The sequence below is a fragment of the Pseudoalteromonas sp. MMG033 genome (assembly GCF_057197785.1).
In genome coordinates this window covers 4,284,629-4,304,062 of the sequence record NZ_CM170070.1, presented here as the reverse complement: position 1 = coordinate 4,304,062, position 19,434 = coordinate 4,284,629, and the positions used below count along the sequence as shown (strand labels likewise).

The 19,434-nt window shown below is 41.1% G+C and carries 19 protein-coding genes; 3 read left to right on the top strand and 16 right to left on the bottom strand.

Going from position 1 to position 19,434, the window contains the following annotated elements:
- Positions 1 to 8 precede the first annotated feature (8 nt).
- From AC2CZC_RS18770 to AC2CZC_RS18740, 7 genes are read right to left on the bottom strand one after another with little or no spacing between them, the layout of a single operon-like run.
- On the bottom strand, positions 9 to 554 hold the full coding sequence (locus AC2CZC_RS18770) for a chemotaxis protein CheW (RefSeq protein ID WP_063359892.1): 546 nt from the start codon (positions 552 to 554) through the stop codon (positions 9 to 11).
- Positions 547 to 1,137, bottom strand: a complete 591-nt coding sequence (locus tag AC2CZC_RS18765) for a chemotaxis protein CheW (protein ID WP_484582970.1) — start codon at positions 1,135 to 1,137, stop codon at positions 547 to 549. Before AC2CZC_RS18765 ends, AC2CZC_RS18770 begins: the two co-directional genes overlap by 8 nt.
- 5 nt (positions 1,138 to 1,142) lie before the next feature.
- Entirely contained in the window at positions 1,143 to 3,125 is a 1,983-nt protein-coding gene (locus AC2CZC_RS18760; protein WP_484582969.1) for a methyl-accepting chemotaxis protein, read from the bottom strand.
- 18 nt (positions 3,126 to 3,143) lie between these two features.
- Positions 3,144 to 5,258, bottom strand: a complete 2,115-nt coding sequence (locus AC2CZC_RS18755) for a chemotaxis protein CheA (RefSeq protein WP_484582968.1) — start codon at positions 5,256 to 5,258, stop codon at positions 3,144 to 3,146.
- 9 nt (positions 5,259 to 5,267) lie between these two features.
- Positions 5,268 to 5,543: an STAS domain-containing protein gene (locus AC2CZC_RS18750; RefSeq protein ID WP_063359889.1), complete on the bottom strand. Its 276-nt coding sequence runs from the start codon at positions 5,541 to 5,543 to the stop codon at positions 5,268 to 5,270.
- A gap of 9 nt (positions 5,544 to 5,552) precedes the next feature.
- Complete coding sequence (locus tag AC2CZC_RS18745) at positions 5,553 to 5,921, bottom strand: response regulator (RefSeq protein ID WP_039608997.1); 369 nt, start codon at positions 5,919 to 5,921, stop codon at positions 5,553 to 5,555.
- A 7-nt stretch (positions 5,922 to 5,928) separates the two neighbouring features.
- On the bottom strand, positions 5,929 to 6,597 hold the full coding sequence (locus AC2CZC_RS18740) for a methyl-accepting chemotaxis protein (RefSeq protein ID WP_484584901.1): 669 nt from the start codon (positions 6,595 to 6,597) through the stop codon (positions 5,929 to 5,931).
- A gap of 638 nt (positions 6,598 to 7,235) precedes the next feature.
- On the opposite strand from AC2CZC_RS18740, the gene AC2CZC_RS18735 reads away from it, so the two are divergent.
- Complete coding sequence (locus AC2CZC_RS18735; protein ID WP_484582967.1) at positions 7,236 to 7,649, top strand: DUF4826 family protein; 414 nt, start codon at positions 7,236 to 7,238, stop codon at positions 7,647 to 7,649.
- On the opposite strand, the gene AC2CZC_RS18730 is transcribed toward AC2CZC_RS18735, so the two are convergent.
- From AC2CZC_RS18730 to cspD, 8 genes are all read right to left on the bottom strand, one after another.
- Positions 7,633 to 8,091, bottom strand: coding sequence for a GNAT family N-acetyltransferase (locus tag AC2CZC_RS18730; RefSeq protein ID WP_484582966.1), 459 nt, complete (start codon positions 8,089 to 8,091; stop codon positions 7,633 to 7,635). The genes AC2CZC_RS18735 and AC2CZC_RS18730 overlap by 17 nt on opposite strands.
- A gap of 129 nt (positions 8,092 to 8,220) precedes the next feature.
- Entirely contained in the window at positions 8,221 to 9,375 is a 1,155-nt protein-coding gene (locus AC2CZC_RS18725) for a JmjC domain-containing protein (protein ID WP_484582965.1), read from the bottom strand.
- A gap of 75 nt (positions 9,376 to 9,450) precedes the next feature.
- Positions 9,451 to 10,821, bottom strand: a complete 1,371-nt coding sequence (purB, locus tag AC2CZC_RS18720) for an adenylosuccinate lyase (protein ID WP_039608992.1) — start codon at positions 10,819 to 10,821, stop codon at positions 9,451 to 9,453.
- A gap of 37 nt (positions 10,822 to 10,858) precedes the next feature.
- Entirely contained in the window at positions 10,859 to 11,461 is a 603-nt protein-coding gene (gene hflD, locus AC2CZC_RS18715; RefSeq protein ID WP_484582964.1) for a high frequency lysogenization protein HflD, read from the bottom strand.
- A complete protein-coding gene (gene mnmA, locus AC2CZC_RS18710; RefSeq protein ID WP_484582963.1) occupies positions 11,461 to 12,561 on the bottom strand; it encodes a tRNA 2-thiouridine(34) synthase MnmA in 1,101 nt (366 codons plus the stop codon). The genes hflD and mnmA overlap by 1 nt, the downstream gene beginning before the upstream one ends.
- Positions 12,562 to 12,640: 79 nt before the next feature.
- A complete protein-coding gene (locus AC2CZC_RS18705) occupies positions 12,641 to 13,294 on the bottom strand; it encodes a pseudouridine synthase (protein ID WP_484582962.1) in 654 nt (217 codons plus the stop codon).
- Positions 13,295 to 13,405: 111 nt separating this feature from the next.
- Positions 13,406 to 15,628: an NADP-dependent isocitrate dehydrogenase gene (locus tag AC2CZC_RS18700; protein ID WP_484582961.1), complete on the bottom strand. Its 2,223-nt coding sequence runs from the start codon at positions 15,626 to 15,628 to the stop codon at positions 13,406 to 13,408.
- 349 nt (positions 15,629 to 15,977) lie between these two features.
- Positions 15,978 to 16,196 (bottom strand): cold shock domain-containing protein CspD, encoded by a 219-nt coding sequence (gene cspD / locus AC2CZC_RS18695; RefSeq protein ID WP_023401678.1) that lies wholly within the window; start codon positions 16,194 to 16,196, stop codon positions 15,978 to 15,980.
- Between the two features lie 201 nt (positions 16,197 to 16,397).
- Here cspD and clpS point away from each other — a divergent pair, with 201 nt between their 5' ends.
- Together clpS and clpA are read left to right on the top strand one after the other, a co-directional pair.
- Entirely contained in the window at positions 16,398 to 16,715 is a 318-nt protein-coding gene (gene clpS / locus AC2CZC_RS18690; protein WP_063359880.1) for an ATP-dependent Clp protease adapter ClpS, read from the top strand.
- 28 nt (positions 16,716 to 16,743) lie between these two features.
- A complete protein-coding gene (clpA, locus tag AC2CZC_RS18685) occupies positions 16,744 to 19,008 on the top strand; it encodes an ATP-dependent Clp protease ATP-binding subunit ClpA (RefSeq protein ID WP_063359879.1) in 2,265 nt (754 codons plus the stop codon).
- Between the two features lie 134 nt (positions 19,009 to 19,142).
- Here clpA and infA read toward each other — a convergent pair whose 3' ends face one another.
- Positions 19,143 to 19,361 carry a translation initiation factor IF-1 gene (gene infA / locus AC2CZC_RS18680; RefSeq protein ID WP_010560183.1) on the bottom strand — a complete coding sequence of 73 codons (219 nt, stop codon included), beginning with the start codon at positions 19,359 to 19,361 and terminating at the stop codon, positions 19,143 to 19,145.
- Between the last annotated feature and the right edge of the window lie 73 nt (positions 19,362 to 19,434).

The window sequence follows — 19,434 nt, the reverse complement described above, 5'->3', positions numbered from 1 at the left end:
GGCTTAGCTTACCTTTGGCAATAGTCGATGAAAAACTGTTCTTGCTCATGCTTTAATGAGGTATTTATCTCGTTGACATTTAGCACTTTTTCAATATCAAGTAGGGTTGTGAGCTTGTTGTTGATTTTGGCCATTTTCCACTCAAAATGTCTTGGAATATTAGACCCAAAAGAGGGAGAAGACTCGAGCTTATTCAGGTCGATAAACTCAATAGACACTACGCTATTAACAAGCATGCCTAGTGTCATGGACTCTTCTAATGACTGGTCAAAAAAGTCATACAACACGATGCAGCTGTATTTATCATAGGGCGTGGTCGACTTTAGACCTAATCGGCTTTGCAAATCGAGTACGGGTATGACGCTGCCGCGAACATTTATCACGCCGCGTATCACGTCTGAGCACATGGGCACCATGGTTGTTTCTACAAGCTCTATAACTTCTTTAACAGAATCAATGGGAATACCAAAGTGATCATGTCCGACTTTGACAAATAGATAACGGAGTTCACCTTTTTGCTGAATATGGGCAATCTCCTGCGTATGTTCACTCATGGCTGACCTCACTTGCTGTATCTTCTTCGGAGTCTTGTTGAGGAGGGGTACTTTCGTCTTCGTTATCAAAGCCTTCAGTGAGCTCAGCGTTATTTAAGTCTTCGATGAGCTTGAGGTCATCTAAAGTTAAAATCTTTGAGATATCTAAAATGGTCATCAGTTTATCAGGTAACTTTGCAAGGCCAAGGACAAACCGGCTTTGAAATTGCCCTCCAATACTTGGCACGCCATCAATGTCAGCACTAGAGATATCCAATACTTTTGTCACCATATCGACCTTTAAGCCTATGGTAATTTCTTGGGCGTTAAATTGGCATTCGGCAATAATAATACAGGTTCTGTTAGTGATATCCTGAGGTTGTTTTCCAAGACGCAAAGAGAGGTCAAAAACGGGAATGACCTCTCCACGTAAGTTGATTGCGCCTATGATAAACTCAGGCGCCATGGGTATGGGGTCGACTTCAACGTACTCCATAATTTCTTTTACCAATGAAATATTGATGGAGTACGAAGCGTGGTTAAGTTCAAACGCCAGATACTTATCTTTGTCGACTAAACTATTTTGAGCTGTATGATTTGTCATAACATTTACTCATCAAAAGGGGTATAGCCTTCTTCTGGCATTGAGCCTGATGATTTTGATTCCTGTACAGAGCGTCTCAATTTCACCATTTGTCTATCGTTACTGAGTTTAAAGTAATTCACAGTGGAGCGAATATCACTGGTTTGGTCTTGAACCATTTTAGCGGTTGAAGCCAACTCTTCTGACGCAGACGCATTTTGCTGAGCAATTTCATCCAACTGCGAAACGGTTCGATTGATTTCAGCTACACTGGTGCTTTGCTCTGTGGAAGCTGCGGTAATTTCCTGAACTAAGTCAGCTGTTTTACCTATGTTAGGCACCATTCTATCTAGCATACCACCAGCGTGTTGGGCTATCTTCACGCTGTTATCCGCAAGTGTACTGATATCTTGTGCGGCTACTTGAGAGCGCTCTGCGAGTTTTCTTACTTCATCAGCAACCACGGCAAACCCTTTACCATGCTCGCCGGCTCTCGCCGCTTCGATGGCTGCGTTTAATGCAAGCAAGTTGGTTTTGTAGGCAATGTCTTCAATAATGCCGATTTTCTCAGCGATTTGGGTCATGGCTTTTACTGTATCTTTTACAGCACGACCACCGTCATTGGCTTCGCTGCTAGATTGCTTTGCAATGTCGTTCGTGACTTTTGAATTTTCAGTATTCATAGAGATAGAGGAACTCATTTGCTCCAATGACGCGGAGGTTTCTTCCACACTTGCGGCGAGTTGATTTGAAGTGGAGCTAAGCATCCGTGAAGTTGTGCCTACTTCATTGGTGCTGTGTGCAATAGACTCCACGGACTCTTGAATATCCAATAGGATATTTTGCAGTCGTTCGATAAATCCATTAAAACTTCGTGCTGTTTCTCCGATTTCATCATTGCCAAAATCAGGTATGCGTCTGGTTAGGTCACCTTCACCAGAGCGAAGGTCTTCAGCGGCCTCGGCAAGGGCATTAATGGGGATCACAATACCGCGGATCAAAAAGGCTGCGGTTGCAGTGGCCAGCACAATGGCAACGACAAGTAATGCCCACACTAAAGAAATGCTTTCTCTCGCTGCGGTAACTAAGGCATTGAGAGACTCGTCACCTTCTTGAATTGCCTCGTTTGATATTTCCTCTAACAGGTCTTCAATTTTATTAAATACTTCGTGCTCTAATCTATCAACATCGCTCGACGCTTTAATTTTGTCACGAGGGTCATACATGGCGAAGATTTCTTTACCCCCATTATATAACTCCATGTACATGCGTTCTACTTCACTGAGTGCTTTGATTTCAGCTGGTTTTCTTTCAAGAGGCTTGAGGTCAGCTAAAAAACCAGTAAAGGTTCTGGCATCTTTCTCAAAGGCGGCATCTGCACCTAGTGCACCACGCATGTATGCGTTCAAAGAACTCATCATATCGCCTTGCTCATCTATCAGCTCAAGGTAATAGCGTACACCGGGCAGGTCATCATTCACTACCTCGTTAAAATCACCGCTGCTTCCCGCATCGGCAACTTCTTCCTCTTTTAACGTGTCAAGCAGTTGTTCAAGTGGGATTGCAAACTCTTTATTTAAGTAGTCATATTTATCGATGGCTTTAGCTTCTAAAAGCGGATCAAAGCGGTCAAATATAAGCTCCTGATTTTCATTAGCATAGCGGGATACTAACTCTTCCAATTGACGTATCATCGAGTTATTTACTGTGCCAAGCTGTTTGAGATCTTCTAAATAGCGGATAAATTCGTTGTAGTTTGACCTAAAGTCTTCACTCTCATCAGATTCGCCGGCGATATATTCGAGTACGTTACTATTCATATCACCTAACTCATCGAGCATGTTTAAGGCATAAATCGTTTCGGGTATATCTACCTTACCGACGTCCACCGCAAACTCTTCAATTTCTCCGTTTTTAAGCTGTACGGACATTGCTATGACTAACAGCAATACCCCCATGGTAAACATCGCAAGAATGATCTTGTTGCGAATTGTAAAGTTCTTAAACATGTTCGCTCTCCGAATTACTTAATGCTTTTTCTCTAACGCCTCATAGACAGAAATTGCCGATTTTATCAGTGCAGAAACATCCAAAATGATTGCCACATTTCCGCTACCTAAAATTGTCGCACCGCTAATACATTTGAGTCCTTCGAACAACCTTCCAAGTGGTTTTACTACTGTTTGAAATTCACCTTTGAGTGAGTCCACCACAAGACCCGCTCGCAACGTGCCAAATTGCACGATAACTAAAGATTCTCTGGTATGGTCAATTTGTTCTTCAATACCAAATAAGGTTCTGAGGCGAATAAAGGGTAAAACCTCAGTTCTTAAATTGATGTAACTCTTGTCTTGAATATCTTGTTCAGACACCACTTCATGTAACTCCAAGCACTCGACTACAGTATCTAAAGGGATCACGTAGTTCTCTTTGTGCACTTCAAACATGAAGCCATCTATAATTGATAGGGTGAGTGGAAGTCTGATTAATATCGTTGAGCCTTGCCCTGGGTTGCTTTCAACTTCTACACTGCCCCTTAAGCTGTCTATGTTTCTCTTAACGACATCCATACCTACACCACGACCTGAAATATTGGTGATGGATTCGGCAGTTGAAAAACCAGGCTCAAAAATCAGTAAGTTAATGTCTTTTTCTTGTAGAGTCTGATTTGCACTCACCAAACCTCGGTCTACTGCTCGTTTGAGTATTCTTTCTTGATCTAGCCCTTTGCCATCATCACTGACTTCAATCACGATTGAGCCAGAATCATGGTACGCCTTGAGAGTGAGTTGACCTTGCTCTGATTTACCGTTTGCTTTTCTTGTTTCAGGGTCTTCTATGCCATGATCTATGGCATTTCTGACGATATGCATGAGGGGATCGCTGACTTTTTCTACAAAGGTTTTATCAAGCTCGGTTTCAGCGCCGACAATGGTGAGATCGACTTGTTTGCCGAGTTCATCTGCAATATCTCGTACTACGCGCTTAAACTTGTTAAATGTTTCTCCAATTTGCACCATTCTGAGTTTTAAGGAGCTATCTCGAATGTTTTCAACTAGGCGCTCTAATAGTGCCATCGCTTCGATTAAGGTCTCATTACCTGTTTCATGGGCGAGTAAGTTTGTTCTCGCGCCGGTAATAACCATTTCACCTACTTGGTCGATTAATCTATCCAGTTTGAGCGCCTCAACACGCAATGTTTTACTTTTATGGATTTTTGACGTGTTTGCTGGCGTCGGTGCGCCTGCTGCAGTTTCGACGAGCTCTGTGTTCTCTGGCTGTTCTTTTTTACTCAAAAGTTGAATGATATCTGAAAAAGCAGGATCTGCGTCTTTGAGTGCATGGGTTACAAAATCAATATCTTGATATTTTTGAATACTAGATTTGACGATTTCTGCATCGCCATGAGGGGGTAAAATTGCGATATAAGCTTCACTTTGGATAAACTCAAACACATCTTTTATGTCATTTTCAGATTTGTCTGTTTCAAAAGACAAAATAAACGACAAATAATTGGACTCAGGATCAAATTGTTGTGGCCCAAACATCGCATCAAACCAGGTGTTCACCTTGAGCTCATTCGTTTCTGAATCTAGGTAATGAATAAAGGAGTAGGGGTCTAGGCCATTTCTCAGTACATTTTCATTTGGTACAAAAAACAGCACCCAGCGCTCGTTATCTAATTTGTTGCCTGAAGTGACCTGAGTTGAATTGATGTTTTCTGGTTCATCATTTTGCTCTTTTATATATTTGGCAAAGCACGCAACCAAGTGATTCACTTTGTTTAACAAGTCAGCGTCAGGCTCGGTTTCCGAAGCGGCCAGTGTGATGAGGGTTTCAGTCGCATCTCGGGCTTCTAAATATAAAGAAATAAGTTCTTTATCAAGCTGTAACTCTCCATTTCTCGCATTCTCAAGCAGCGTTTCTGCAATGTGTGTTAAGGTGACAACATGCTCAAAATCGAATATGCCAGCACTGCCTTTGATTGTGTGAATTGCCCTAAATAGAGCATTGATAATCTCGCTAGCATGCTCTTGTGAGCTTTCAGATTCTAAATCTAGCAGCCCGTTTTCCATTTCTTGTAACAGCTCTTTAGACTCTGTAACAAAAGTGGCAATGGCAGACGACAAATCAATAGACATGACTACCCCTTAGTCATTTTGGGACGCGGACATACCTACACCCAATTTTTCACAACGCTTTTCAATGAGTTCGTTTGTAGAGATTGTATCGATTTTCAGGCCAATTTTTTGGCTATGGTAAACAACCCAAATGATGAGCTGTAAACCTGCTGAATCGACTTCTGTGGTCTCACTAAAATCAAAAGACACACATTCTTTATCTGTAATATAAGACTTTACTTCGTTAAAGGTTTCCTGAACTTCGTAAATGGTTAGTTCAGCAGGAAATTTAAAACATTCAGTCATATTAAATCTCTACATCATTAATAATTTAGATACTGCTTGCAGCATTTGTGCTGGTTTAAATGGCTTGACCATCCAGGCTTTGGCGCCTGCTTTTTTACCTTCTTCCATCATGCTTTGTTGATTTTCTGTAGTAAGCATAATGACGGGTGTGAACTTGTATTGAGGTAATTGCTTGGCTTGTTTTACAAACTCGATACCATTCATATTTGGCATGTTGACATCGCTAATTATCAAATGGATTTTATTGCCATTGAGTTTAGTTAAAGCGTCTTTACCATCTCTGGCTTCTACGACATTAAATCCGGCGCCTGTTAAGGCAATATTGACGACTTGTCTGAGTGAGTCTGAATCGTCTACAACTAAAATGGTTTTACTCATAATGGCCTCATAAAAAAGTTAAATCATCAACAGTATCGTCATCACCATCTTTGGACAAAATACTGCGTTGTTCATTGGTAGCAGCGGTTTTCTTCAATTCATTGCTGATCCTTTGGTGATTAAATTTTGCGGTTTGGCATTCTCTTCGATTAAGAATAAATTGATCAATTTCTTCGGTCATAATGTTTAAAGCGATGGTCACACTGTCTTGTATTTGGTCGACTCTGTCTTGAAATTGTAAATCGACGAGTATGTGTGAAATTTTTTCTCTGATCTCGATATTAGAAGCATGCAGTTCAGACGCTTGAGATTCAACGTGCTGAGAAAGCGCCAGCCATTCGTCAACAACTTCATTAATTTCATTTCGATATTTTTCAGTCAAAGCTTGTTTGTTTTCTAATTCACTGTTCATCATATCCATCGAAGTGCGCATTGCATTGGCTATACTTTCAATTAATTGACCAATTCTCACACCGGTTTCACCGCTGGAGCTTGCTAATGATCTGACTTCATCAGCAACCACAGCAAAGCCTCGACCATTGTCACCCGCGCGCGCCGCTTCTATTGATGCATTGAGCGCGAGTAAATTGGTTTGCTCTGCTATTTTTGAGACATCTACCGACATGGTCTGCAATTCATTGCTTTTATCAACAAGATCTTTAATTGTGGTTGTCATTTGCGCTTGTGAGTCATTGGTCTGCTCTATGTAAGCTAAAACATCATTTAGCTTTTCTCGGCTGGATTCGGAAACATCTTGAAGGCTTGTGGTACTGTCATTTGAGGTGCTTTCTAGAGTTTGCGATATATTGCCAACCAACTGTGAAAACTCTCCCGACATATGCACAACAGATTGTTTTGTCTGCTCTCTGGCACTTGAAACCTGGGCAATTAATTGAGGGATGATGACACTACTGAGTTGTTCTAAACAGGCGAGGTCTTCTTTGTGTTCTTGTATTAACTCGTCTTTAGGATGTTCAGTTAATGGTTGCTTTTTTTCTTGTTGTGCATCTTTGATAATTTTCTGCATAACCAAAGCCAGTGCAGAAAGCCCGCATAAAATGAGTGATATCACTAGTGAGTCTATAAAAAAAACGCCAATGGCTAAGATAACCATCGGTGTACAGTACACAACAAACAAAAGCATGCTAGTTAATCTTTGGTAGAGTTATTTTTTAGCCTAGTAAAGTATGATTATTGTGCAAATATTAATTTAATTGAGGCCTTTACCGTTTCTTGGTTGCAACAGGTTAATGAAATTAATACAGTGGGAAAAATTACAGAAAGAATAAAACAATGAAGTAAGTAGGTTTAACTATGTCAAATTCAAAACCGCAGCAGTCAATCCAAGATTGGCAACGACAACAATTGCAAGCAGCCCAACGTCACCTTGCAGAAAAAGGCATAATAACAAACAAAGTAGTCGAGAAAGAATGTCGTATATTGCCACCTGCACTTGCAGTTTGGCGGTTAGAAGACCAAAAAGGAAAAGGCTATTGGGCTATTTCGGGTCAAGTACCTACCGATGCAATAGAAGTGAAAGTGGCAAAGAGTGCCAGAGATGCGCTCAGACATTTATCTTTTCAATGGCAGATCAAGGCTGACGGCATCATTTCATCAGGCATAAAAGATAAAACTCAGCTTGATTTTGCGAACTTGCTTATCAATAAGGCGCATGATATCTATGCAATTTACGACAATGATAAATTATGGGCTAATGTAGCATCGTAAATGGCTCTGAGTTTATCATCGAAGCAGGGCATTTAAGGCGTTGTCTTGGAATACCTGCTTCCATAAACACGCTGCCTTGCTTGCTGAAGCCTGACTTTATAAATGTAGGAACCTCGTCCAAAATACACTGAACAAAAACTTCTTCGAGACCTTTTTGTTGAGCAAGATTTGCTAAATAACCGATTAATGATTGATAGGCTTGTCTGTTTCTATGGTCTTTGAAAATTGCAATACGACTAATTAAGCCATCACTACACAATCGACCAGTACCAACAGCTTGGTCGTTTTCATCACGTATTAATACATGATCAGCTGTTTTGTCATGTTGATCGAACTCTACTTGTTTTGGTAAGTGCAATTCACAAACGAATACTCTTTCACGAATTTGGCGCAGCTGTCCCTGAGTTTGTTTCCAACTCACTTTGTCGACGTGATAAATCATGATTACCTCTTTGCGAAAAATCATAGAACACGTCCTGACGAATAAGGGAAAAATCAACCCCTATTATTATTGTCGGTGCCATGAAAATGACACCGTGTATTTGTTCGGTTGGCCCTGTCAGTCAGGCATTTAAGACCAAGCTTCTATGTAAAAAAGCCCGTCGTTTATAAGCGTAGTTAACGTTTCTTTAAATTCCAAGCTGATCAATGCTGGTTTTACCTGTTCAAAGGAAAAATTTGTATTATCTGTTAACAACTTTACCTGTTCTAGTGTATTGCTTGGAAGAGAGTAATTTTCCCCATTAACACTGAGCAAAATATCTGTATCCGTGATTTGATAAATGGCCCTTACGCCACCTGAGCGAATAACGATATCATGAGGCTCAATCTCATCTTCTAAAAACTCTGCTACTAGTGCATCGTCGAGTGGGGCTAAGTCCATATCATGCTTTGGTTGGCTTAAATAAGTGCCTAACCAATGATTATATAGCGAGTCATTTTCAATTAATCCAGTTAACATAGCTTGGATTTTGAGTTTGTCACCGGAACTAATTTCACCAATGGACGCTCTCATGTTGAGATTGGCATCGCTATAGCGATGTTTTCCAGCTTCTTCGTCAATGACATGGTCAGCAAAACTACTTATCAGGTCTTTTTGGTCAGGCGCTCTAAACCCGACGGAGTAGTTGAGTGCATTTTCAACTGCATAACCTTCATGTGGGCAACCTGGTGGAATGTAGAGAATATCACCCGACTCAAGAATTTCATCAATTATGGCGTCAAATTGTTCAACTTGCAGAAGCGCTTTGTCTTTGGTGAACTGCTTTAAACTTGCATCAGGCATACCAACACGCCAGTGTCTTTTACCTTCACCTTGAATAATGAACACGTCATATTGATCTAAATGTGGACCAACTCCCCCTTTGGGTGTTGAATAACTAATCATTAAATCATCAATGCGCCAGTTTGGAATGAAACGAAATGGTTCGAGCAATTGGGCTGCTGGTGGATGCCAATGATCAACAGCTTGAACGAGTAGGGTGCTATTGGTTTCGGTTAATTTATCAAAATTTTCAAATGGCCCATGGTGTGCCAACCAATTTTCGTCATGATTTGTGACTAATCTAGACTCTATGCTGTCTTCCATTGCTAAGCCTGCAAGCTCCTCCGCGGACAAAGGATCTTGAAAATCTTTAAAACCTCCCTTGATGAGTAGAGGCTTTTTTTGCCAATATTCTTTCAAAAAGGTTTCAGGACTCATATCGTTAATAGACAGCTGGTACATATTTTCTCCATAAAAAAAGCGAAAGTAACAAGCTATTTGCTTATCCTTTCGCTTAATAAAATCTAATAGTTTAGATTAGTTTAATTCGTCGATAAATGCTTCTGCACGACCAATATAGTTAGCCGGAGTCATTAGCTTCATCTCAGCTTTAACTGCGTCAGGTAGATCTAGACCGTCAATGAATTCTGCCATGATCTCTTGATTAACACGCTTACCACGCGTTAATTCTTTCAGCTTTTCATATGGCTTTTCGATGCCATATTTACGCATAACTGTTTGAATTGGCTCTGCAAGCAGCTCCCAGTTGTCGTCAAGCTCTGCAAGTAGGCGATCTGCATTTACTTCTAGCTTGCTGATGCCTTTAAGTGTTGCTTGATATGCGATTAGAGTATAACCCATACCAACACCTAGGTTACGCAATACAGTTGAATCTGTAAGGTCACGCTGCCAGCGGGATACTGGTAGCTTTTGCGCAAGGTGAGCAAAAATGGCATTTGCTAGGCCTAAGTTACCTTCAGAGTTTTCAAAGTCAATTGGGTTTACTTTGTGCGGCATTGTTGATGAGCCGATTTCGCCTGCAATTGTTTTTTGCTTGAAGTGGTTTAGTGCAATGTAGCCCCAAACGTCACGGTCAAAGTCTAATAGAATTGTGTTGAAACGTGCAATCGCATCAAACAGCTCAGCAATATAGTCATGCGGCTCGATCTGAGTTGTGAAAGCATTCCAAGTTAGGCCAAGGCTTGTTACAAATGATTCAGCGTGTGCATGCCAGTCATATTCAGGGTAGGCACTTAGGTGTGCATTGTAGTTACCTACAGCACCGTTGATTTTGCCTAATAGTGATACATTTGCAATTTGTTCGCGTTGACGCTGTAGGCGAACATAAACGTTAGCAAACTCTTTACCCATAGTAGAAGGTGACGCAGGCTGACCGTGAGTACGTGTCATCATTGGTACTGACTTATACTCAATTGCCTTATCTTTGATAGCATTAAGCAGGTTATCACAGTAAGGAAGTAATACTTGATCACGTGCTTCGCTAAGCATTAAACCATGAGATAGGTTATTGATGTCTTCAGATGTACAAGCGAAGTGAATGAACTCATTTACAGCTTGTAGCTCTGCATTATCCGCAACTTTCTCTTTTAGCAAATATTCAACTGCTTTAACATCATGGTTAGTAGTACGCTCGATGTCTTTAACACGCTGTGCATCTTCTTCGCTGAAGTTTGCCACGATGTCGTCAAGTAGCGCATTCGCTTCGTCACTGAAAGCAGGGACTTCTTTGATTGCGTCAGCTTTTGCTAAAGCTTGTAACCAACGAACTTCTACAGTAACACGGTATTTGATCAGACCGAACTCACTGAAGATACTTCTAAGTTCTTTGGTTTTGCTACCATAGCGACCATCTACTGGAGAGATAGCGGTTAACGCTGAAAGCTCCATAATTTCTCCTAACTAATTGGTTTTTTGAACGATATTTTTAAATAAATTGTTGTGCTGTGTGGACAATCTTTTTCTTAGAGAAAAAGAAGTGACGGCGTTTTCCGCCTAATTGTCGCCACAACACGGCACTTCTAATACCTGCTAACAGCAAAGCACGGATTTTATGTTGAATATGCGTTTGCTGTAATAAATCTGGTTTACCAAAAACTTGGATCTTTGGTCCAGCAGGGCTGATAACTTGGGTATAGATATCAGCAAGTGCACCTAGAACTTGTTCGTCATAGACATTGAAATGCAATGTTTGTCTTTCGACTTGCTCTATACGTTTTGCGAGTTCGGAAAAAACAGTATCATTCGATGATAAGGCTCTTTCTAATTGCAATAGACTGCCAACGTATTTCACTATCTCAACGTCTTTTTCACCGTCACTTGAGAGTTGAGCGACCAGCGCTTGATAACCGCCTTTAAGTGCAAAGTGATCATCATAAACATCTTCCGGATTTTGAGGTGCGGTATTTAATATACTCTGTAAAAACGTATGCACTTCGTTTTCATTGAAGGTACCATAACGAGCACATTTTTGGACAAGCTTAGCTATTTGGCAAATAGCAGCAAGAGGAATAACGGCTTTAGGTTGCATTATTTAATCACCGACTCAATGATACCGCCACCTAAGCAAGCATCATCCAAATAGAAAACAGCAGATTGACCAGGTGTTACGGCTTTTTGTGGCTCATCAAATAAAACACGCGCCATGCCGTCTTGACCAACTAATAAAGTACAAGGGATATCTTCTTGTCTGTAACGTGTTTTCACTGTGCAACGAGTCGTGCCTTGTGGGCCTTCTCTGTCAACCCAATGAAGTTGGTTTGCATTCAGACCATTGCTGTATAGGCGAGGGTGATCTTTACCTTGTCCAACAACAAGTACATTGCGTTCTACATCTTTATCTACTACATACCAAGGTTCACCAGAGCCTTCTTTCATTCCGCCAATAAGTAGGCCTTTTCTTTGGCCAAGGGTGTGGTACATCAAGCCTTCATGTTCACCGACTTGGTTTCCTTCAGCATCTTCAATAATACCTGGTTGGGCTGGTAAGAACTTTTGTAAGAAATCTTTGAACTTACGCTCACCAATAAAGCAAATACCTGTACTGTCTTTCTTGTTATGGGTAATTAGGCCTTGCTCTTCTGCAATTCTGCGTACTTCAGGTTTTTCGATTTCACCTACTGGGAATAGGGTTTGTGCAACGTGCTCATGGCTCAGCGTATATAAGAAATAACTTTGGTCTTTGTTATTATCTAAACCTCTTAACATCGCAAACTTACCGTCGCGTTCTTCTCTGCGAACATAATGGCCGGTAGCGATGTAGTCTGCACCTAATGCCTCGGCGGCAAACTCTAAAAACGCTTTGAACTTAATTTCTTTGTTGCACATGATATCTGGGTTCGGCGTACGCCCAGCACGGTATTCTTCTAGGAAATACTCAAATACGTTATCCCAGTATTCCGCTGCAAAGTTAACTGTGTGCAACTCAATGCCAAGCTTTTCACAGACAGCTTGCGCATCTTTTAGATCTTCAGCTGCGGCACAGTATTCATCGTTATCGTCTTCTTCCCAGTTTTTCATAAACAAGCCTTCGACTTGATAACCTTGCTCTTTTAGAAGGTAAGCTGAAACTGAAGAATCTACGCCGCCAGACATGCCGACAATGACTTTAATGTTACTGTTATCGCTCATAATATCGCTGTACATCTATATGTAATATTTGAAAGGCCGTGAGTATAGCATGCATTTGGCTACCCTCAAAAGACACACACTAGACTTTATTTGGCTGCAAAACCTTATACTGACCGTTATTTAGACCATTGAGAGTATATTTGCCAATACTATATCGGATCAACCTAAGTGTAGGGTGACCGATGTGTGCAGTCATACGACGTACTTGTCGGTTGCGTCCCTCTGAAATGGTAATACTCAACCAAGTCGTAGGAATATTTTTACGCTCCCTAATAGGAGGCGTGCGCGGCCACACATTTGGCTCTTTTATTACCTCAACTTGTGCAGGCTTAGTTAAGCCGTCTTTGAGTTCTACGCCTTTTCTAAGCTGGTTTAATGACTGCTCATCCGGTGCACCTTCCACCTGAACCCAGTATGTTTTATTGGTGTTCTTTTTCGGTTCAGTCAGCTTGTGTTGCAGCTTTCCACAGTTTGTGAGTAGCAATAAGCCTTCACTATCGCGATCAAGGCGACCCGCAGCATATACAGATTTAACATCAACATAATCTGCAAGTGTTTTACGGTGTTGATCATCCGTAAATTGGCACAGTACATCGAATGGTTTATTGAACAATACTATTTTGACATCCTCAGGTTTGACTGGCGGCTTTTTAGTGCCTCGTGATGGTCGTCGTGAGATGTTGTTTGGCTTGTTCCGAGCTGCGTTAGGGCGCTGACTGTTTTTGTATGGCATAGCTTACAAAGAGGTAATATGAATGGGCGCATACTAACAAAAGTCTCGCCATACTTCAGCATGAAAACGAAAAAAGGCAGCCTGAGCTGCCTTTTAAAGCTTGAATTTAACTTATGCGATTAGGTTTAATGCATCGTTAAATAATTTACTTGGACGCATTGCAGCAAACGCTTTGTCGTCATTAGGCTGGAAGTAACCTTCTACATCCATAGCTTGACCTTGAACATCGTTTAGCTCTGCAACGATAGCAGCTTCGTTTTCAGTTAGTTGCTTAGCAACTGCTTCAAACTTAGCTTTAAGCTCAGCGTCAGTGTCTTGCGCAGCTAGCGCTTGTGCCCAGTATAGAGATAGGTAGAAATGGCTACCACGGTTATCTAGTTCATTCACTTTACGAGATGGTGATTTGTTCTCGTCTAGGAATTTACCCGTTGCCGCATCTAGCGTATCTGCAAGTACTTGTGCTTTAGGGTTGTTTGTTACTTGGCTTAGGTGCTCAAGAGACGCCGCAAGCGCTAAGAATTCACCTAAAGAATCCCAACGTAAGTGGTTTTCTTTTTCGAACTGTTGAACGTGCTTAGGCGCTGAACCACCTGCACCAGTTTCGAATAGACCACCACCGTTCATTAGTGGAACGATAGATAGCATTTTCGCACTTGTACCAAGCTCTAAAATTGGGAATAAGTCAGTTAGGTAGTCACGTAATACGTTACCTGTTACTGAAATAGTGTCTTGGCTGTCTTTCATGCGAGCTAGTGAGAACTTAGTCGCTTCAACAGGTGCAAGAATGCGGATATCAAGACCGTCTGTGTCGTGCTCTGGTAAATATGCATTTACTTTTTTGATAAGCTCAGCGTCGTGTGCACGCGCTTCGTTTAACCAGAATACTGCCGGTGTGTTAGATGCACGTGAACGGTTAACAGCTAGCTTAACCCAATCTTTGATTGGTGCGTCTTTAACCTGACACATACGCCAGATGTCGCCTTCTTCAACATCGTGTTGAAGTAGTACGTTACCTGCTTGGTCAACTACACGGATAACACCATTTGAAGGTGCTTCGAATGTTTTGTCGTGTGAACCGTATTCTTCTGCTTTTTGAGCCATAAGACCAACGTTAGGGATGGTACCCATAGTACGAGGATCAAATGCACCATTTTCTTTACAGAAGTCGATAGTTGCTTGGTAAACACCAGAGTAACAACGATCTGGAATAACAAAACTTGTGTCTTGTTGCTTGCCTTCAGCATTCCACATCTGACCGCTTGTACGGATAGCCGCTGGCATAGATGCGTCGATAATAACGTCACTTGGCACGTGTAGATTTGTGATACCACGGTCTGAATCAACCATTGCAATGCTTGGACGAACGTCATAAACCGCAGCAAGATCTGCTTCAATTTCAGCGCGTTTCGCGTCATCTAGTTTAGCAAGCTTGTTGTATACGTCACCAATACCGTTGTTAACGTCAACACCTAGTTGCTCAAAAGTCTCACCGTGCTTTTCGAATACTTCTTTATAGAATACTTTTACTGCATGACCAAAGATGATTGGATCTGAGACCTTCATCATGGTTGCTTTCATGTGCAGTGAGAAAAGAACACCTTTCTCTTTTGCAGCTTCAACTTCAGCGGCTAAGAAAGTGCGAAGTGCGTTAACATTCATGCGAGACGCATCAATGATTTCGCCAGCAAGTAGAGGTGTGCTTTGCTTAAGTACATTAACTGTGCCGTCAACAGCAACATGCTCGATACGAACGTCTGTTGCTTCAGCAACAGTTGTAGATTGCTCTGAACCGAAGAAATCGCCTTCGCTCATGCTCGCAACGTATGACTGAGAGTCTGCAGACCATGCACCCATTGAATGTGGGTTTTTCTGAGCATATGCTTTTACAGAACCTGGCGCACGACGGTCAGAGTTACCTTCACGTAATACTGGGTTTACTGCGCTGCCTTTGATTTTGTCGTAAGTTGCTTTGATAGCTGCTTCTTTTTCATCTTTAGGCTCTTCAGGGTAATCAGGAAGTGCATAGCCTTTTTCTTGTAGCTCTTTGATAGTTGCTTTAAGTTGAGGGATAGAAGCACTGATATTAGGTAATTTGATGATATTCGCTTCAGGTGTCTTAGCAAGCTCACCTAGCTCAGATAGTGCATCTGCAATTCTTTGCTCTTCAGTAAGAAACTCAGGGAAGTTAGCGATCACACGACCAGCTAAAGAAATGTCTCTTGTTTCTACTTCAACACCAGCTGCTTTAGTATAAGCTTGAATTACTGGCAACAAAGAGTATGTTGCTAAAGCTGGTGCTTCGTCGGTTTTTGTATAAATAATTTTTGATGTCATCATCATTCCTAGATAGTTTTGGGCCAATTTCGACCGTTCAACAATAAGCAAAATCTTGCTAACTTATGTTACCCATCGTTATTTGGACGATCGAGTAACAAAAAAATTAGCTTATAAAAAGCTTAAACTCTTTGTAATTAGCAAGTTTGTTAGTTATTCCTACTGAAGTTAGGGGGAATAGAAATAACTAACAGACCTGGACATCGGCAGGGATTGTACCAATCTAATCGTAATGCTGCTAATGCAATTTACTTAAGTTATAGAAAAATATGTTACAAGGAACGTTTTGGAGAGAAAAAGAGATGAAGCGAGCAACTTACGTAGCCCGCTTATAGAGCCTTAGAATTTGCTATGCCATTTCACCAACTTTCGGTGCAATATTAGTAGCATGTAAGCCCTTAGGCCCCTCCTGTAGCTCGAATGTTACATCTTGACCAGCTTTAAGCGTCTTGTATCCATCCATTACAATCGTCGAGTAATGTGCAAAGATATCTTCGTCACTGCCGTCTTCTACGATGAAACCAAACCCTTTGGCGTTGTTAAACCATTTGACTTTTCCGCAAGCCATACTTCTACATCCTTCTATAAGTTGACTAATTAAGTTAATCTAACCTTTGAAATTTGCTAAGCTGTCCATAACATGAACAACTAGGACTAGAATGTAGTTTAAATAACCATACAGTCAAGTTTTTTAGTGCAGTTTTTTAACATTTTATTTATTTTTTAATTCAAGTTTGCTTGAGTATATAAGACAAGACTATATTTAATTATGAGTGGGATAAAAGATTCAGGTGTGTTGGAAGAGGTCAAAGACCAAGAGAAGCAAAAACTTCAACCACCGAAGAAATACAAAGTGATTTTAAACAATGATGATTACACGCCGATGGATTTCGTCATCGAAGTGTTAATGACTTTTTTCAACATGGATAGCGAAAGAGCAACTGATGTGATGCTTAAAGTGCATCACGAGGGAAAAGCGGTATGTGGAATGTATCCTGCAGACATAGCCCATACAAAGGCTGAGCAGGTAAACAGATACGCTCGCGATCATGAGCATCCGCTCCTGTGTAGCTGTGAGCAAGAATGACCTTATTTATTCTCGTTGGGGGTTGCCAATGCTAAATAAAGATTTAGAAATTACACTTAACACCGCGTTTCGTGAAGCTCGTACTCGTCGTCATGAATTTATGACGGTGGAGCATTTATTACTTGCACTGATTGATAATCCATCTGCAAGTGAAGCGCTCAACGCCTGTAGCGTAGATACTGACAGCTTAAAAAGAGATTTGTCAGAGTTTATTGATGAAACAACGCCAATTATTCCTGAGTTAGAGGAAGATCGGGAGACTCAACCAACGTTAGGATTTCAACGTGTTTTGCAAAGGGCAGTGTTTCATGTTCAGTCTTCAGGCAGAAATGAAGTAACCGGCGTCAATGTTTTAGTCGCAATTTTTTCAGAGCAAGAAAGCCAAGCAGTTTATTTACTGAAAAAAGCAGATGTAAGCCGGTTAGATATCGTGAACTTCATCAGTCATGGTATTTCAAAGTCAGATGATGATCCTGAGCCGGAAGAGCAAGAGGACATCAATGAAGAAGGCGCGGAAGTTCAAGGCGAAGAAAAAACTAAGCTAGAGAACTTTACTGCAAATTTAAATGTTTTAGCGAAAGCAGGGCAGATAGACCCGCTTGTTGGTCGTGATCAAGAAGTAGAAAGAACCATTCAAGTACTCTGCCGTCGTAAAAAGAATAACCCATTGCTTGTAGGTGAGGCGGGTGTTGGTAAAACAGCAATTGCTGAAGGGCTAGCTTATCGTATTGTAAACGAACAAGTCCCTGAAGTGATCGAAGATGCGGTTGTTTACTCCCTTGATATGGGGGCTTTACTTGCTGGAACAAAGTATCGCGGTGACTTTGAAAAACGCTTCAAAGCGCTGTTGAAAGAGTTACAAGCAAAGCCAAATGCAATTTTGTTTATTGATGAGATTCATACCATTATCGGTGCAGGTGCTGCATCCGGCGGGGTTATGGATGCCTCAAATCTGATCAAGCCTTTACTTTCAAGCGGGAAACTCCGCTGTTTAGGGTCTACCACGTACTCTGAGTTTAAAAATATTTTTGAAAAAGATAGAGCTTTGGTTCGTCGTTTCCAAAAAATTGACGTTGTTGAGCCAAGTGTGGCTGATACTGCAAAAATTTTATATGGCTTGAAAGAGCGCTACGAAGAGCATCATGGCATTCGTTACACGCAAAAAGCCCTTAAAGCTGCAGCTGAGTTGAGTGCGAAATACATCAATGAACGTCATTTACCAGATAAAGCAATTGATGTAATTGACGAAGCGGGTGCAAATCAGCGCTTGTTACCTATGTCTAGACGTAAGAAGACCATTGGCGTGTCAGATATTGAGCAAATTGTATCTAAGATTGCTCGTATTCCTCAGCAAAATGTGTCCTCAAGCGATAAAGAGGTGCTTAAGAATTTAGATAGAAACCTTAAGATGCTAGTTTTTGGTCAAGATGAGTCAATTGATGCGCTTACTTCAGCGATTCGTTTATCACGCTCGGGACTTGCTAATGAAGAAAAGCCAATTGGTTCATTCTTGTTTGCAGGACCTACAGGTGTTGGTAAAACTGAAGTCACAAAGCAACTTGCGAAGTGCATGGGTATTGAGTTCATTCGCTTTGATATGTCTGAGTACTCAGAGCGTCATGCTGTAAGCCGCTTAATTGGTGCACCTCCTGGTTATGTTGGTTTCGAACAGGGTGGTCTATTAACTGATTCAGTCATTAAACATCCTCATGCTGTTGTATTGTTGGATGAGATTGAAAAAGCACATCCTGATATTTACAACATTCTATTGCAGGTTATGGACCATGGTACGTTAACAGATAATAACGGCCGTAAAGCTGACTTCCGTAATGTTATCTTTGTTATGACGACTAATGCCGGCGTACAAGAGACTGTGAGAAAGTCTATCGGGTTCCAGCAACAAGATCATTCTCATGATGCAATGATTGAGATAAATAAAGTATTTACGCCTGAATTTAGAAACAGGCTGGATAACATTATTTGGTTTAACCATCTAGAGAAAGAAGTTATCTTGCAAGTTGTAGATAAGTTTATTGTTGAGTTGCAAGCTCAGCTAGATAAGAAGTCGGTGAACTTAGAATTTACTAATGAAGCGAGAGATTGGATTGCCGATATTGGTTATGACAAAGCGATGGGGGCTAGACCTATGGCACGCGTCATTCAAGATAATCTTAAAAAGCCACTGGCGAATGAAATTTTATTTGGTTCGCTTATCGATGGCGGTAATGTAAAAGTGACTGTCAAAGGTAATGCCTTAGAGTTCGATTTTGAACAAGAGCTCGTATCTGCATAATTTAAAGCGGCTAAGTTGATAGCATTAGCCGCCTTAAAAATATTGACGTTACAAAAGCAAAAAACCTAGCCAAGGCTAGGTTTTTTGCTACATACGTCTTATAGCATCAAATTGACGCTGGCGAGACGGTAGAATTAACGTGCACGGAAAACGATGCGTCCCTTGCTTAAATCGTAAGGAGTTAATTCTACAGTGACTTTGTCACCTGTTAAAATACGGATGTAGTTTTTGCGCATTTTACCAGAAATATGAGCCACAACTACGTGACCATTTTCTAATTCAACACGGAACATTGTATTTGGTAAAGTATCAAGGACCGTGCCTTGCATTTCAATAACGTCTTCTTTCGCCATTTGGAGCGTATCACCTCTGTATAAGTTTATCGTTGGAGATTTTGCCCAAAAGCACACAATAAGTAAAGGTAAG